The sequence below is a fragment of the Streptomyces sp. CNH287 genome (assembly GCF_000424825.1).
On sequence record NZ_AUKQ01000018.1, the window covers coordinates 23,274 to 37,301 of the forward strand.

At 71.9% G+C, this 14,028-nt stretch carries 11 protein-coding genes; 9 read left to right on the forward strand and 2 right to left on the reverse strand.

Going from position 1 to position 14,028, the window contains the following annotated elements:
- Position 1: 1 nt before the first annotated feature.
- Together H299_RS0119005 and uvrA are read right to left on the reverse strand one after the other, a co-directional pair.
- On the reverse strand, positions 2-430 hold the full coding sequence (locus tag H299_RS0119005) for a Rieske (2Fe-2S) protein (protein WP_027749691.1): 429 nt from the start codon (positions 428-430) through the stop codon (positions 2-4).
- A gap of 21 nt (positions 431-451) precedes the next feature.
- On the reverse strand, positions 452-3,493 hold the full coding sequence (gene uvrA, locus H299_RS0119010) for an excinuclease ABC subunit UvrA (protein ID WP_027749692.1): 3,042 nt from the start codon (positions 3,491-3,493) through the stop codon (positions 452-454).
- 186 nt (positions 3,494-3,679) lie between these two features.
- Between uvrA and H299_RS0119015 the strand changes: the two genes are divergently transcribed.
- The 9 genes from H299_RS0119015 (at position 3,680) to tpiA (ending at position 13,926) form a co-directional block, all read left to right on the forward strand.
- Positions 3,680-4,387, forward strand: a complete 708-nt coding sequence (locus tag H299_RS0119015; protein ID WP_027749693.1) for a maleylpyruvate isomerase family mycothiol-dependent enzyme — start codon at positions 3,680-3,682, stop codon at positions 4,385-4,387.
- A gap of 131 nt (positions 4,388-4,518) precedes the next feature.
- Complete coding sequence (locus H299_RS0119020; protein ID WP_027749694.1) at positions 4,519-5,175, forward strand: MBL fold metallo-hydrolase; 657 nt, start codon at positions 4,519-4,521, stop codon at positions 5,173-5,175.
- A 106-nt stretch (positions 5,176-5,281) separates the two neighbouring features.
- The gene (gene uvrC, locus H299_RS0119025) at positions 5,282-7,348 is read left to right on the forward strand and encodes an excinuclease ABC subunit UvrC (protein WP_027749695.1); all 2,067 of its coding nucleotides are present in this window, start codon (positions 5,282-5,284) and stop codon (positions 7,346-7,348) included.
- A gap of 18 nt (positions 7,349-7,366) precedes the next feature.
- A complete protein-coding gene (rapZ, locus tag H299_RS0119030) occupies positions 7,367-8,368 on the forward strand; it encodes an RNase adapter RapZ (RefSeq protein ID WP_486587341.1) in 1,002 nt (333 codons plus the stop codon).
- Positions 8,368-9,420, forward strand: coding sequence for a uridine diphosphate-N-acetylglucosamine-binding protein YvcK (locus tag H299_RS0119035; RefSeq protein WP_027749697.1), 1,053 nt, complete (start codon positions 8,368-8,370; stop codon positions 9,418-9,420). The genes rapZ and H299_RS0119035 overlap by 1 nt, the downstream gene beginning before the upstream one ends.
- Entirely contained in the window at positions 9,411-10,388 is a 978-nt protein-coding gene (gene whiA, locus H299_RS0119040; RefSeq protein WP_027749698.1) for a DNA-binding protein WhiA, read from the forward strand. The genes H299_RS0119035 and whiA overlap by 10 nt, the downstream gene beginning before the upstream one ends.
- 243 nt (positions 10,389-10,631) lie before the next feature.
- Positions 10,632-11,636, forward strand: a complete 1,005-nt coding sequence (gene gap / locus H299_RS0119045; RefSeq protein ID WP_027749699.1) for a type I glyceraldehyde-3-phosphate dehydrogenase — start codon at positions 10,632-10,634, stop codon at positions 11,634-11,636.
- 275 nt (positions 11,637-11,911) lie between these two features.
- Positions 11,912-13,144: a phosphoglycerate kinase gene (locus H299_RS0119050; RefSeq protein WP_027749700.1), complete on the forward strand. Its 1,233-nt coding sequence runs from the start codon at positions 11,912-11,914 to the stop codon at positions 13,142-13,144.
- 5 nt (positions 13,145-13,149) lie between these two features.
- Complete coding sequence (tpiA, locus tag H299_RS0119055) at positions 13,150-13,926, forward strand: triose-phosphate isomerase (protein ID WP_027749701.1); 777 nt, start codon at positions 13,150-13,152, stop codon at positions 13,924-13,926.
- The last annotated feature ends 102 nt before the right edge of the window (positions 13,927-14,028 follow it).

The following is a 14,028-nucleotide window of genomic DNA, read 5'->3' on the forward strand; positions in this document are numbered from 1 at the left end:
GTCAGCTCTTCGGCCCCGCCGTCAGCCTGCCGCCCTCCGCCCGCACCGGGACCTCGGGCAGCGGCTTGGTCGCGGGGCCCTGGAGCACCTCACCCGAGGTGACGTCGAACCGGCTCCCGTGGCAGGCGCAGCTGCCCTCCGTGCGCTCGACCGAGCTGAGCACGCAGCCCTTGTGCGTGCACACCGCGCTGAACGCGCGGAAGTCGCCCTCGGCGGGCTGGGCGACCACGAGCCGCTGCTCGCGGTAGAGCTTCGCCCCGCCCACCGGTACGGCCCCGGCCGAGCCGAGGCCGACCGGGGCGGTGGGGGTCGCGGGATCTTCCGGCTCGCCGGAGCCGGAGCAGGCTGCGGCCGTGAGCCCGATCCCGGCGACCGCCGCACCGTGCAGGACGGTGCGGCGCGGCGTGCCGTGTGTGGTGCGGGTCGTCATGGCGCCGACCCTACGTCCCGCTCAGCGCTTGCGCGCCGCCGCCTTGCCGGACTTCGCCGGAGCCTTCTTGGCGGCGCTCTTCGCCGTGCTCTTCGCGCTCTGGGCCGCGCTCCTGGCCGGGGCCTTCTGCGCCGCGGGAGCTTTCTCCGCCCCGGCCTTCGCTCCGGCCTTCGCCCCGCGCGCCCCACCCCGGCGCGCCGGGACGGTCGCCGCGTCGCTCTCCCCGCTCTCCAGGAGGTCCCGCAGGAACTTGCCCGTGTGGCTCGCCGGCACGGCCGCGACCTGCTCCGGAGTGCCCTCCGCGACCACCAGCCCGCCGCCGCTGCCGCCTTCCGGGCCCATGTCCACGAGCCAGTCGGCCGTCTTGATCACATCGAGGTTGTGCTCGATGACGATCACCGTGTTGCCCTTGTCGACCAGCCCCGAGAGCACCGTGATCAGCTTGCTGATGTCCTCGAAGTGCAGCCCGGTGGTCGGCTCGTCCAGCACGTAGACCGTGCGGCCTGTGCTGCGCTTCTGCAACTCGCTCGCCAGCTTGACGCGCTGCGCCTCACCGCCGGAGAGGGTCGGTGCGGACTGCCCCAGCCGTACGTAACCCAGCCCCACGTCGCTGAGCGTGCGCAGGTGGCGCGAGATGGCGGGGACGGCCGCGAAGAACTCCGTGGCCTCCTCGATCGGCATGTCGAGGACCTCGGCGATGGACTTGCCCTTGTAGTGGACCTCCAGCGTCTCCCGGTTGTAGCGCGCGCCGTGGCAGACCTCGCACGGCACGTACACGTCCGGCAGGAAGTTCATCTCGATCTTGATCGTGCCGTCGCCCGAGCAGTTCTCGCACCGGCCGCCCTTGACGTTGAAGGAGAAGCGCCCCGGCAGGTAGCCGCGCACCTTCGCCTCCATCGTCTCCGCGAACAGCCTGCGCACGTGGTCGAACACCCCGGTGTACGTGGCCGGGTTGGAGCGCGGCGTACGGCCGATCGGCGACTGGTCGACGTGCACGACCTTGTCCACCAGCTCGTCGCCGTCCACCCGGGTGTGCCGCCCGGGCACCGACTTGGCGCCGTTCAGCTCGCGCGCCAGGTGGGTGTAGAGGATGTCGTTGACCAGCGTCGACTTGCCGGAGCCGGAGACCCCGGTGACCGCGGTCAGCACCCCGAGCGGGAAGCTGACGTCGAGGTCCTGGAGGTTGTTCTCCCGTGCGCCGTGCACCGTCAGCTGCCGGGCCCGGTCCACCGGGCGCCGGATCTCGGGGGTGGGGATCTTCCGGCGGCCGGAGAGGTACTGGCCCGTGACCGACCGCTCGTTCTCCAGCAGCTCCTTGAGCGGTCCGCTGTGCACCACCTCGCCGCCGTGCTCACCGGCGCCCGGGCCGATGTCCACGACCCAGTCGGAGGTCTTGATGGTGTCCTCGTCGTGCTCCACGACGATCAGCGTGTTGCCCAGGTCGCGCAGCCGCACCAGGGTCTCCATCAGCCGGTGGTTGTCCCGCTGGTGCAGCCCGATGGACGGCTCGTCCAGCACGTACAGCACGCCCACCAGGCCGGAGCCGATCTGCGTCGCGAGCCGGATGCGCTGCGCCTCGCCGCCGGAGAGGGTGCCCGCCGCGCGGTTGAGCGACAGGTAGTCGAGGCCGACGTCGACCAGGAACCGCAGCCGCTCGTTGACCTCCTTGAGTACCCGCTCCGCGATCGCCTTCTCGCGTTCGTTGAGCACCATGGCGCCCAGGAAGTCCGCGCACTCGCTGATCGACATCGCGGCGACGTCCGCGATCGACTTCTCCTGCACGGTGACCGCGAGCACCACCGGCTTGAGCCGGGTGCCCCGGCAGGTCGGGCAGGGCACCTCGCGCATGTACCCCTCGAAGCGCTCCCGGCTGGTGTCGGTCTCCGCCTCCTGGTGCCGCCGCCGCACGAACGGGACCGCGCCCTCGAAGGCGGTGGTGTACGCGCGCTCCCGCCCGTAGCGGTTGCGGTAGCGCACCTCGATCTGCGTCCGGTGGCCGTTGAGCAGGGCCTTGCGGGCGCGCTGCGGCAGCCCGGCCCAGGGGATGTCCGTACGGAAGCCCAGGGCGTCGGCGAGGGCGTTGATCAGCCGGGCGAAGTAGTCCTTGGTGTGGCCGTGCGACCAGGGGTGGATCGCGCCCTCGTCCAGCGACTTGTCCTCGTCCGGGACGATCAGCTCCGGGTCCACCTCCATCCTGGTCCCGATGCCGGTGCAGTCGGGGCAGGCGCCGAAGGGGGAGTTGAAGGAGAAGGAGCGCGGCTCCATCTCCTCGAAGGACAGGTCGTCGTGCGGGCAGTACAGGTGCTCCGAGTACATCCGCTCGCGCTGCGGGTCGTCCTCGGGCAGGTCGACGAAGTCGAGGATGACCATGCCGCCGGAGAGGCCGAGGGCGGTCTCCACGGAGTCGGTCAGCCGCCGCTTGGCGCTCTCCTTGACCGTGAGGCGGTCGACGACCACCTCGATCGTGTGCTTCTCCTGCTTCTTGAGCGTGGGCGGCTCGGAGAGCTGGACGGTGGCGCCGTCCACCCGGGCCCGGCTGTACCCCTTGGTCTGGAGGTCGGAGAAGAGGTCGACGAACTCGCCCTTGCGCTCCCGCACCAGTGGGGAGAGCACCTGGAAGCGGCTGCCGGGCTCCAGGTCCAGCACCTTGTCCACGATCGCCTGCGGCGACTGCCGGGCGATGGGACGCCCGCACTCCGGGCAGTGCGGGCGGCCGATGCGGGCGAAGAGCAGCCGCAGGTAGTCGTAGACCTCGGTGATGGTGCCGACGGTCGAGCGCGGGTTGCGCGAGGTCGACTTCTGGTCGATGGAGACGGCGGGGGAGAGCCCCTCGATGAAGTCCACATCGGGCTTGTCCATCTGGCCCAGGAACTGGCGTGCGTAGGAGGAGAGCGACTCGACGTAGCGCCGCTGCCCCTCCGCGAAGATCGTGTCGAACGCGAGCGAGGACTTCCCCGACCCGGAGAGCCCCGTGAAGACGATGAGGGAGTCACGGGGGAGGTCGAGGGAGACGTTCTTGAGATTGTGCTCGCGAGCGCCACGGACGAAGAGACGGTCAGCCACGCCGGTAGGCACCTTTCCTGTGTGGTGAGGGGCGGAGCCCCCTGCCCCAGGGTATGGGGAGCGCCCCGACGGTGTACTTCCAATGCCGCACTCGTGCCGCACCTGCGAGCTTATAGCACGCGCATTCGAATTATGGACGTTCCCGGCCACCTTCACCCGAAGGTGTGGTCCGAGTATGTTTGGATCATGAACTCGTCAGCACACGCCCCCGCCGTCGCGGACGCCGCACTCGTACGGGACGCCACCGACCGCCTGCTGGCCGCGGCGGGCAGGCTGTCGGAGAACGCCGTCGCGGAGCCCTCCCAGCTGCCCGGCTGGACCCGCGGCCACGTGCTCGCCCATCTCGCGCGCAACGCGGACGCTCTCATCAACGTACTCTCCGGCGAGCCGATGTACGCAGGCGCCGAGATCAGGGACGCCGACATCGAGCGGGACGCCCCGCGCCCCCTGGGGGAGCAGCTCGCGGACGTGCGGGCCGCCTCCGGGCGGCTGGACGCCCTCTTCGAGGCCCAGGACGAGGCGGGCTGGCAGCGTACCGTGGAGCTGCGCAACGGCGTGAAGGACCTCGCCGCCGGGATTCCCTTCCGCCGCCTCGTCGAGATCGAGCTGCACCACGTGGACCTCGGCATCGGCTACACGATCGAGGACCTGCCCGCCGACTTCACCGACCGCGAGACCGCCAACATGGCCAAGCGCTTCGCCGGGCACCCCGACGTCCCCGAGGCCGTCGAGCTGCGCGCGGAGGACGGCCGCAGCTGGCGCACCGGCGCGGCCACCGGCGACCCGGTGATCGTGGTGGGCACCCCGGCCGCCCTGACCGGCTGGCTCACCGGCCGTACGACCGGCAGCGGTCTCTCGGCCGCCTCGCCGCTGCCCGCGCTGCCGCCGCTGTAGGGCCTGTCCGACAGTTCCCAGGCGCGCGCCGCGCGGCGGCCCCCCTACGATTCGGGACGTCTGTACGGGGGGTGGCGGCGACGCGGGGTGGGGCGCTGCGGAGAGCCGCGGCGGACCGCTAACGTGACGCCATGGCATACAGCGGAACGGTGAAGGTCGGCGGCGCCGCCGATGTGCACGAGCTGGCCGACCTGATGATCTCGAAGGTCGCGGTCGGCCCCATGGACAACAACGCCTACCTGCTGCGCTGTCGGGCCACCGGCGAACAGCTGATGATCGACGCGGCCAACGAGCCGGACACCCTGCTGCGGCTCATCGGCGAGGACGGCATCAGCGCCGTGATCACCACCCACCGGCACGGCGACCACTGGCAGGCGCTGGACACCGTCGTCCAGGCCACCGACGCCCGCACGTACGCGGGCCGCTACGACGCGGAGGGCATCCCGGTGCCCACCGACGTCCCCCTCGGGGACGGCGACACCGTACGGTTCGGCGCCGCCGAGCTGACCGCCGTGCACCTGACCGGCCACACCCCCGGCTCCATCGCCCTGATCTACGACGACCCGCACGGCCACCCGCACCTGTTCACCGGCGACTGCCTCTTCCCCGGCGGCCTCGGCAACACCCGCGGCGACCCGGCGCTCTTCGCCAGCCTGCTGCGCGACGTGGAGGCCAAGCTCTTCGGCGTCCTCCCCGACGAGACCTGGGTCTACCCCGGACACGGCGCGGACACCACGCTGGGGCACGAGCGCCCGCACCTTCGGGAGTGGCGCGAGCGCGGCTGGTGACCGCGGGGGCCGGTCCCCGCGCCGGCCTCCTCCCCGCGCCCCTGCCCTGCCCCGCGCCCGGTCCCGCCGCCGCGTTCTGTCACCGGGCGGAAGTAGGGTGTGACGCATGGCCGATCCCTCCAGCTACCGGCCCAAGCCGGGACAGATCCCCGACTCTCCGGGGGTCTATCGCTTTCGTGACGCACACCGCCGGGTGATCTACGTCGGGAAGGCGAAGAGCCTGCGCGCGCGGCTCGCCAACTACTTCCAGGACCTGGCGAGTCTCCACCCGCGCACCCGCACGATGGTCACCACGGCCGCCTCGGTCGAGTGGACCGTCGTCGGCACCGAGGTCGAGGCGCTCCAGCTGGAGTACTCCTGGATCAAGGAGTACGACCCCCGGTTCAACGTCAAGTACCGCGACGACAAGAGCTATCCGTCCCTCGCGGTGACGCTGAACGAGGAGTACCCCCGGGTCCAGGTGCTGCGCGGTCCCAAGCGCAAGGGCGTGCGCTACTTCGGGCCGTACGGGCACGCGTGGGCGATCCGGGAGACCGTCGACCTGATGCTCCGGGTCTTTCCCGTACGCACCTGCTCGGCCGGGGTCTTCAAGCGCTCCGCCCAGATCGGCCGCCCCTGCCTCCTGGGGTACATCGGCAAGTGCTCCGCCCCCTGCGTGGGCCGGATCAGCGCCGAGGACCACCGCGAACTGGCCGACGAGTTCTGCGACTTCATGGCCGGCCGCACCGGCACCTACCTCAGCCGCCTGGAGGAGTCGATGCGGGAGGCGGCCGAGGAGATGGAGTACGAGAAGGCCGCCCGGCTGCGGGACGACATAGCGGCGCTGCGGCGCGCGATGGAGAAGAACGCGGTGGTGCTCACCGACGCCACCGACGCCGACCTGATCGCCGTGGCGGAGGACGAGCTGGAGGCCGCCGTCCAGATCTTCCACGTACGGGGCGGGCGGGTGCGCGGGCAGCGCGGCTGGGTCACCGACAAGGTGGAGGAGGTCGGCACGGCCGGGCTCGTCGAGCACGCCCTTCAGCAGCTCTACGGCGAGGAGAGCGGCGACGCCGTGCCCAAGGAGGTGCTGGTCCCCGCGCTGCCGGAGCCGGTGGAGCCGATAGCGCAGTGGCTGGCCGACCGCCGGGGCTCGGCCGTGAGCCTGCGCATCCCGCAGCGCGGCGACAAGCGCGCCCTGATGGACACGGTGCGGCGCAACGCCCAGCAGTCGCTGGCCCTGCACAAGACGAAGCGGGCCTCGGACCTGACCACCCGCTCCCGCGCCCTGGAGGAGATCGCGGAGGCGCTCGGCCTGGACTCCGCCCCGCTGCGGATCGAGTGCTTCGACATCTCGCACCTCCAGGGGGACGACGTGGTCGCCTCGATGGTGGTCCTGGAGGACGGTCTCGCCCGCAAGAGCGAGTACCGCCGCTTCCAGATCAAGTCCTTCGCCGGGCAGGACGACGTGCGGGCGATGCACGAGGTGATCAGCCGGCGCTTCCGGCGCTACCTCCAGGAGAAGCAGCGGACGGGGGAGTGGGGGCCCGCGGGCGAGGCGGGCGAGACCCCGGGGACCGACGGCCCGGCGCAGGCCGCTCAGCCCGACCCCGGCGCCTCCCCGGCCGGGGAGGACGCGTCCGGCGCCCCCGGCGGGCTGGCCGGCCGGGACGAGGACGGGCGTCCGAAGAAGTTCGCGTACCCGCCGCAGCTCCTGGTGGTCGACGGCGGTCAGCCGCAGGTCGCCGCTGCCCAGCGGGCGCTGGACGAGCTGGGCGTCGACGACGTGGCCGTCTGCGGCCTGGCCAAGCGCCTGGAGGAGGTCTGGCTGCCGCACGAGGACGATCCCGTCGTGCTGCCGCGCACGAGCGAGGGTCTCTACCTGCTCCAGCGCGCCCGGGACGAGGCGCACCGCTTCGCGATTACCTATCAGCGCAGCAAACGGGCAAAATCAATGAAAGCGGGCCCTCTCGACGCCGTCGTCGGCCTCGGTGAGACCCGCAAGCAGGCACTCATCAAGCATTTCGGCTCGGTCAAGCGGCTCCGCGCCGCCACGGTCGAGCAGATCTGCGAGGTCCCGGGCGTGGGGCGCAAGACGGCCGAATCCGTCGCGGCCACCCTGGCCGGGGCGGCACCCACCGCCCCGGCGGTCAACACCGCGACCGGTGAGATCGTGGAAGACGAACACCAGTGAAGACGGGGGAGACACGAGATGAGCAAGGCACACGAAGACGCGGGCCGGCCAGGCCCCGAAGACCGGCCCCAGGACCCGGCGCAGGGTAGGCCGGAGGACCAGAAGAGAGACGGAGCGGTACAGGTGAGCACGGGCAAGGCGGCGGAAGCCGAGGAAGCGACGATCCCCGAACTGGTGATCATCTCGGGCATGTCCGGGGCGGGCCGCAGCACCGCGGCCAAGTGCCTGGAGGACCTCGGCTGGTTCGTCGTGGACAACCTGCCGCCCTCCCTGATCCCCACCATGGTCGACCTCGGCGCGCGCTCCCAGGGCAACGTGGCGCGTATCGCCGCGGTCGTCGACGTACGGGGCCGCCGCTTCTTCGACAACCTCAAGCAGTCCCTCGCCGACCTGGACTCCAAGCAGGTCACCCGGCGTACGGTCTTCCTGGAGGCCTCCGACGAGGCGCTGGTGCGCCGCTTCGAGTCGGTGCGCCGCCCGCACCCGCTCCAGGGCGACGGCCGCATCGTCGACGGCATCGCCGCCGAGCGCGACCTGCTGCGCGAGCTGCGCGGCGACGCCGACCTGGTCATCGACACCTCCAGCCTGAACGTCCACGAGCTGCGCGCCAAGATGGACGCCCAGTTCGCCGGGGACGAGGAGCCCGAGCTGCGCGCGACGGTGATGTCCTTCGGGTACAAGTACGGCCTCCCGGTTGACGCGGACCTCGTCGTGGACTGCCGCTTTCTGCCCAACCCGCACTGGGTGCCCGAGCTGCGCCCCTTCACCGGCCTGCACGAGGAGGTCGCGGGGTACGTCTTCCACCAGCCCGGTGCCAAGGAGTTCCTCGACCGCTACGCCGAGCTGCTCCAGCTGATCGCCACCGGATACCGCCGTGAGGGCAAGCGCTACGTCACCGTCGCCGTCGGCTGTACCGGCGGCAAGCACCGCTCGGTCGCCATGTCCGAACGGCTGGCCCGCCGCCTGTCCGACGGAGGCGTGGAGACCGTCGTCGTGCACCGGGACATGGGTCGCGAGTAATGCCGCGCAGGACCATACGGCTGCGGCGGCTCGTCGGCGGCCCCGCCACCCGGCGGGGCGCGCAGCCCAAGGTGGTCGCCCTCGGCGGCGGCATGGGCCTCTCCGCCTCGCTCACCGCGCTGCGCCGCATCACCGGCGACCTGACGGCCGTGGTCACCGTGGCGGACGACGGCGGCTCCAGCGGGCGCCTCCGCGACGAGCTGGGCGTCCTGCCGCCGGGGGACCTGCGCAAGGCCCTCGCCGCGCTCTGCGGCGACGACGACTGGGGGCGTACCTGGGCCGAGGTCATCCAGCACCGCTTCGAGAGCAAGGGCGACCTGCACGAGCACGCCGTGGGCAACCTGCTGATCGTCGCGCTCTGGGAGCAGCTGGGCGACCACGTCCAGGCCCTGGACCTGGTCGGCAGGCTGCTCGGCGCGCACGGCCGGGTGCTGCCGATGTCCGCGGTCCCGCTGGAGCTCCAGGCGCGGGTGCGGGGGCACGACCCGGCCCGGCCGCACGGCATGTCGACGGTCTGCGGGCAGGCCACCGTCGCCCTGACCCCCGGCGAGGTGCAGCAGGTGCACCTCGTGCCGCACGACCCGCCCGCCGTACCGGAAGCCGTCCGGGCGGTGCTCGACGCGGACTGGGTGGTGCTCGGTCCGGGGTCCTGGTTCTCCTCGGTCATCCCGCACCTGCTGGTCCCCGAGCTGCTCGACGCGCTCCAGGACACCAAGGCCCGCCGGGTCCTCTCGCTCAACCTCGCCCCGCAGCCGGGCGAAACGGAAGGCTTCTCCCCGCAGCGTCATTTGGAGGTTTTGGCCCGACACGCCCCTAAACTCGCCTTTGACGTGGTGTTGGCCGACCAGGCCGCAGTGCCGGACCAGGACAGTCTCCGCGAGGCCGCCGAGCGGCTCGGGGCGAATGTCGAGCTGGCACCCGTGGCGGCGCCAGGGACCGTCCCGCAGGCCGAAGGGCAGGCGGGGGGTTCCGCCAGGCACGACCCGGAGCTGCTGGCAGCCGCGTACGACCGTATTTTTCGGATGCATGGAAGGATCGGCCCATGGCGATGACGGCAGCGGTGAAGGATGAAATCTCCCGGCTCCCCGTCACCCGGACCTGCTGCCGGAAGTCGGAGGTCTCCTCCGTCCTGCGGTTCGCGGGCGGCCTCCACCTGGTGAGCGGCCGGATCGTGATCGAAGCGGAGCTGGACACGGGGATCGCGGCCCGGCGGCTGCGCAAGGACATCCTGGAGATCTTCGGACACGGGTCCGACCTGGTGGTGATGGCGCCCGGCGGACTGCGGCGCGGTTCGCGCTACGTCGTGCGCGTGGTGGCCGGAGGTGACCAGCTGGCCCGCCAGACGGGGCTCGTCGACAGCCGGGGCCGCCCCATCCGCGGGCTGCCGCCGCAGGTGGTCTCGGGGGCCACCTGCGACGCAGAGGCCGCCTGGCGCGGCGCGTTCCTGGCGCACGGCTCGCTGACCGAGCCCGGCCGCTCCTCGTCCCTGGAGGTCACCTGCCCCGGGCCCGAGGCGGCGCTCGCGCTGGTCGGCGCCGCGCGCAGACTCCAGATCCCCGCGAAGGCGCGCGAGGTGCGCGGGGTGGACCGGGTCGTGGTCCGCGACGGAGACGCGATCGGTGCCCTGCTGACCCGGCTCGGCGCGCACGAGGCGGTGCTCGCCTGGGAGGAGCGCCGCATGCGCCGCGAGGTGCGGGCCACGGCGAACCGGCTCGCCAACTTCGACGACGCCAACCTGCGCCGCTCGGCGCGGGCCGCCGTCGCGGCCGGAGCGCGCGTGCAGCGGGCCCTGGAGATCCTGGGCGAGGAGGTCCCCGAGCACCTGGCGGCGGCCGGGCGGCTGCGGATGGACCACAAGCAGGCGTCCCTGGAGGAGTTGGGCGCCCTCGCCGACCCGCCGCTGACCAAGGACGCGGTCGCCGGCCGTATCCGGCGGCTGCTGGCGATGGCCGACAAGCGCGCGCAGGACCTGGGCCTGCCCGGCACGGAGGCGACCCTCACGGAGGAGATGGTCGGCTGACGGGGCCGCGCGGCCACGGCCCGGCGCCCGTACGGCCCCGCCGCGCCCCCGTACCCGCGCCCCGCACTCCGCGCCCGCGCGCCCTTCGCGCCGCGGGCCCCGTCGACCGCCCGTCTTCGGCCACCGCGCCGGGTAGGCGATGTCACCGCGCGGCCCCCGGCGCGGTAGGGTCGGAGACGGTCGGGGACATCCCATACAGCATCGCCGGAGTCCATACCGGCGCACCAACGAGGAGATCGGTTCGTGACGATCCGCGTAGGCATCAATGGCTTTGGCCGCATCGGTCGCAATTACTTCCGCGCCCTCCTGGAGCAGGGGGCGGATGTCGAGATCGTCGGTGTCAACGACCTGACCGACAACGCGACCCTGGTTCACCTGCTGAAGTACGACACGATCCTCGGCCGCCTGAAGCACGAGGTCAGCCACACCGACGACACCATCACGGTCGGCGGCCAGACCTTCAAGACGATGGCCGAGCGCGACCCGGCGAAGCTCCCCTGGGGCGAGCTGGGCGCCGACATCGTGATCGAGTCCACCGGCATCTTCACCAAGCGTGACGACGCGGCGAAGCACATCGCCGCCGGGGCGAAGAAGGTCCTCATCTCGGCTCCGGCCAAGGACGAGGACATCACCATCGTGATGGGCGTCAACCAGGACAAGTACGACGCGGCGAACCACCACGTCATCTCCAACGCCTCCTGCACCACCAACTGCGTGGCGCCGATGGCCAAGGTCGTGGACGAGAGCTTCGGCATCGTCAAGGGCATGATGACGACGGTCCACGCGTACACCAACGACCAGCGCATCCTGGACTTCCCGCACAAGGACCTGCGCCGCGCCCGCGCCGCCGCCGAGAACATCATCCCGACCTCGACCGGCGCCGCGAAGGCCACCGCCCTCGTGCTCCCGCAGCTCAAGGGCAAGCTGGACGGCATCGCCATGCGCGTGCCCGTGCCCACCGGCTCGGTGACCGACCTGGTGCTGGAGCTGGACCGCGAGGTCACCCGGGACGAGGTCAACACGGCCTTCCAGAAGGCCGCCGAGGGCCAGCTCAAGGGCTTCCTCGAGTACACCGAGGACCCGATCGTCTCCTCGGACATCGTCAACTGGCCCGCGTCCTGCACCTTCGACTCCTCGCTGACCATGGCGCAGGGTACCCAGGTCAAGATCGTCGGCTGGTACGACAACGAGTGGGGCTACTCCAACCGCCTCGTGGACCTGACGGTGTTCGTCGGCGGCCGTCTCTGACCGTTCCGCGCGCTCACACCGACATGGGACAGGGCCAGGGCCCGCGGGCGCGATGACGCGCGCCGCGGGCCTCAGGGCCTGCCCGGTGTACCCCCGCGTTGCCGGAGCCGCCCGAGTACGTCCCGTACGAGAGCGGTCCGCCGCCTCGCGCGCGAGGCGGCTCCGGCCGCCGCGGGCTGGTCCTCGAAGATCCACCGGACGGGCCCTGGGCCATGCAGGGGCAGGCAGCCGTGACCGTGCAGCGGCAGGGCCGGAAGCAAGGAGTTCCAGCAAGCATGAAGACGATCGATGATCTTCAGGTCGCCGGGCGGCGGGTCTTCGTCCGCGCCGATCTGAACGTTCCGCTCGACGGCACCACCATCACCGACGACGGCCGTATCCGCGCCGCCGTCCCGACGATCCGCAGGCTCGCCGAGGCCGGCGCCCGCGTCGTCGTCGCCTCACACCTGGGCCGCCCGAAGGGCGCCCCCGACCCGCAGTTCTCGCTCGCCCCGGTGGCGAAGCGGCTCGGTGAACTGCTCGGCACCTCCGTGCGCGGCGAAGTAGCCTTCGCCACCGACACCGTGGGGGACAGCGCGAAGGCCACCGTCGGCTCACTGGCCGACGGCGGGGTCACGCTGCTGGAGAACCTCCGCTTCAACGCCGGTGAGACCAGCAAGGACGACGCCGAGCGCGGCGCGTTCGCCGATCAGCTCGCGCTGCTGGCCGACCTCTACGTCGGCGACGGCTTCGGTGCCGTGCACCGCAAGCACGCCTCCGTCTACGACCTTCCCGCCCGCCTCCCGCACGCCGCCGGCGGCCTCATCGCCACCGAGGTCGGGGTGCTGCGGAAGCTCACCGAGGACGTCCGGCGGCCGTACGCCGTCGTGCTCGGCGGGGCCAAGGTCTCCGACAAGCTGGGCGTCATCGACCACCTGCTGGAGAGGGCCGACCGGATTCTCATCGGCGGCGGGATGGCGTACACCTTCCTCAAGGCCCAGGGCCACGAGGTCGGCTCCTCGCTGCTCCAGGAGGACCAGGTCGGCGCGGTGCACGGCTACCTCAAGCGGGCCGAGGAGCTGGGCGTGGAGTTCGTGCTCCCCGTCGACGTCATCGCGGCCCCGGCCTTTCCCGACTTGAAGGCCAAGGCACCGACCGACCCCAGCACCGTCGCCGCGGACGCCATCCCGGCCGGGCTGATGGGCCTGGACATCGGCCCGCGCAGCTGCGAGCTGTACGCCGCGAAGCTCGCCGACGCGGCCACCGTCTTCTGGAACGGCCCGATGGGGGTCTTCGAGCACCCCGACTACGCCGACGGCACCCGTGCCGTCGCGCAGGGCCTGCTGGACGCCGTGGCGCCCTCGGGCGACGCCGCGTTCACGGTGGTCGGCGGCGGGGACAGCGCCGCGGCCGTACGGCTGCTCGGCTTCGACGAGAACGCATTCGGCCATATCTCGACCGGTGGCGGCGCCAGCCTCGAATACCTCGAGGGCAAGACGCTCCCCGGCCTCGCCGCACTGGAGGACTGACCAGCATGAGCAGCCGCACGCCCCTGATGGCGGGCAACTGGAAGATGAACCTCAACCACCTCGAGGCCATCGCGCACGTGCAGAAGCTCGCCTTCGCGCTCGCGGACAAGGACTTCGAGGCCGTCGAGGTGGCCGTCCTGGCTCCGTACACCGACCTGCGCTCCGTGCAGACGCTGATCGACGGTGACAAGCTGAAGATCAAGTACGGCGCTCAGGACGTCTCCGCGCACGACTCCGGCGCCTACACCGGTGAGATCTCCGGGCCGATGCTGGCCAAGCTGAAGTGTACCTACGTCACGGTCGGCCACTCGGAGCGGCGCCAGTACCACGGCGAGGACGAGGCCGTGTGCAACGCCAAGGTCAAGGCCGCCCTCCGGCACGGCCTGACGCCGATCCTCTGCGTGGGTGAAGGCCTGGAGGTCCGCAAGGCGGGCGGCCAGGTCGCGCACACCCTCGCCCAGCTCGACGGCGGGCTGGCGGACGTCACGGCCGAGCAGGCCGCGTCGATCGTGATCGCGTACGAGCCGGTCTGGGCGATCGGCACCGGCGAAGTCGCCACGCCGGAGGACGCGCAGGAGGTGTGCCACGCGATCCGCGGGCGGCTCACCGAGCTGTACGACCGGGGCGTGGCGGACGCCGTACGCATCCAGTACGGCGGCTCGGTCAAGTCCGGCAACGTCGCGGCGATCATGGCCCAGGCCGACGTGGACGGCGCGCTGGTCGGCGGCGCCGCGCTGGACGTGGACGAGTTTGTGAAGATCGTCCGGTTCCGCGACCAGTAACGCGCGCGGGCGGCGAGTGACGGCCGGGTGGTGCGCGTCGTACCCTGTCGGGGGCCGGGCTTTCCGCCCGGCCCCGGTCGCCGTCCCGAGCCGCAGTCCGGC

What these genes read in the sequence shown, in the direction of transcription:
- H299_RS0119020 (WP_027749694.1), top strand. Translation starts at nt 4,519, where the DNA reads ATGGCATACAGCGGAACGGTGAAGGTCGGCGGCGCCGCCGATGTGCAC.
- whiA (WP_027749698.1), top strand. Translation starts at nt 9,411, where the DNA reads ATGGCGATGACGGCAGCGGTGAAGGATGAAATCTCCCGGCTCCCCGTC.
- H299_RS0119050 (WP_027749700.1), top strand. Translation starts at nt 11,912, where the DNA reads ATGAAGACGATCGATGATCTTCAGGTCGCCGGGCGGCGGGTCTTCGTC.
- rapZ (WP_486587341.1), top strand. Translation starts at nt 7,367, where the DNA reads ATGAGCAAGGCACACGAAGACGCGGGCCGGCCAGGCCCCGAAGACCGG.
- H299_RS0119015 (WP_027749693.1), top strand. Translation starts at nt 3,680, where the DNA reads ATGAACTCGTCAGCACACGCCCCCGCCGTCGCGGACGCCGCACTCGTA.
- tpiA (WP_027749701.1), top strand. Translation starts at nt 13,150, where the DNA reads ATGAGCAGCCGCACGCCCCTGATGGCGGGCAACTGGAAGATGAACCTC.
- H299_RS0119035 (WP_027749697.1), top strand. Translation starts at nt 8,368, where the DNA reads ATGCCGCGCAGGACCATACGGCTGCGGCGGCTCGTCGGCGGCCCCGCC.
- H299_RS0119005 (WP_027749691.1), bottom strand. Translation starts at nt 430, where the DNA reads ATGACGACCCGCACCACACACGGCACGCCGCGCCGCACCGTCCTGCAC.
- uvrC (WP_027749695.1), top strand. Translation starts at nt 5,282, where the DNA reads ATGGCCGATCCCTCCAGCTACCGGCCCAAGCCGGGACAGATCCCCGAC.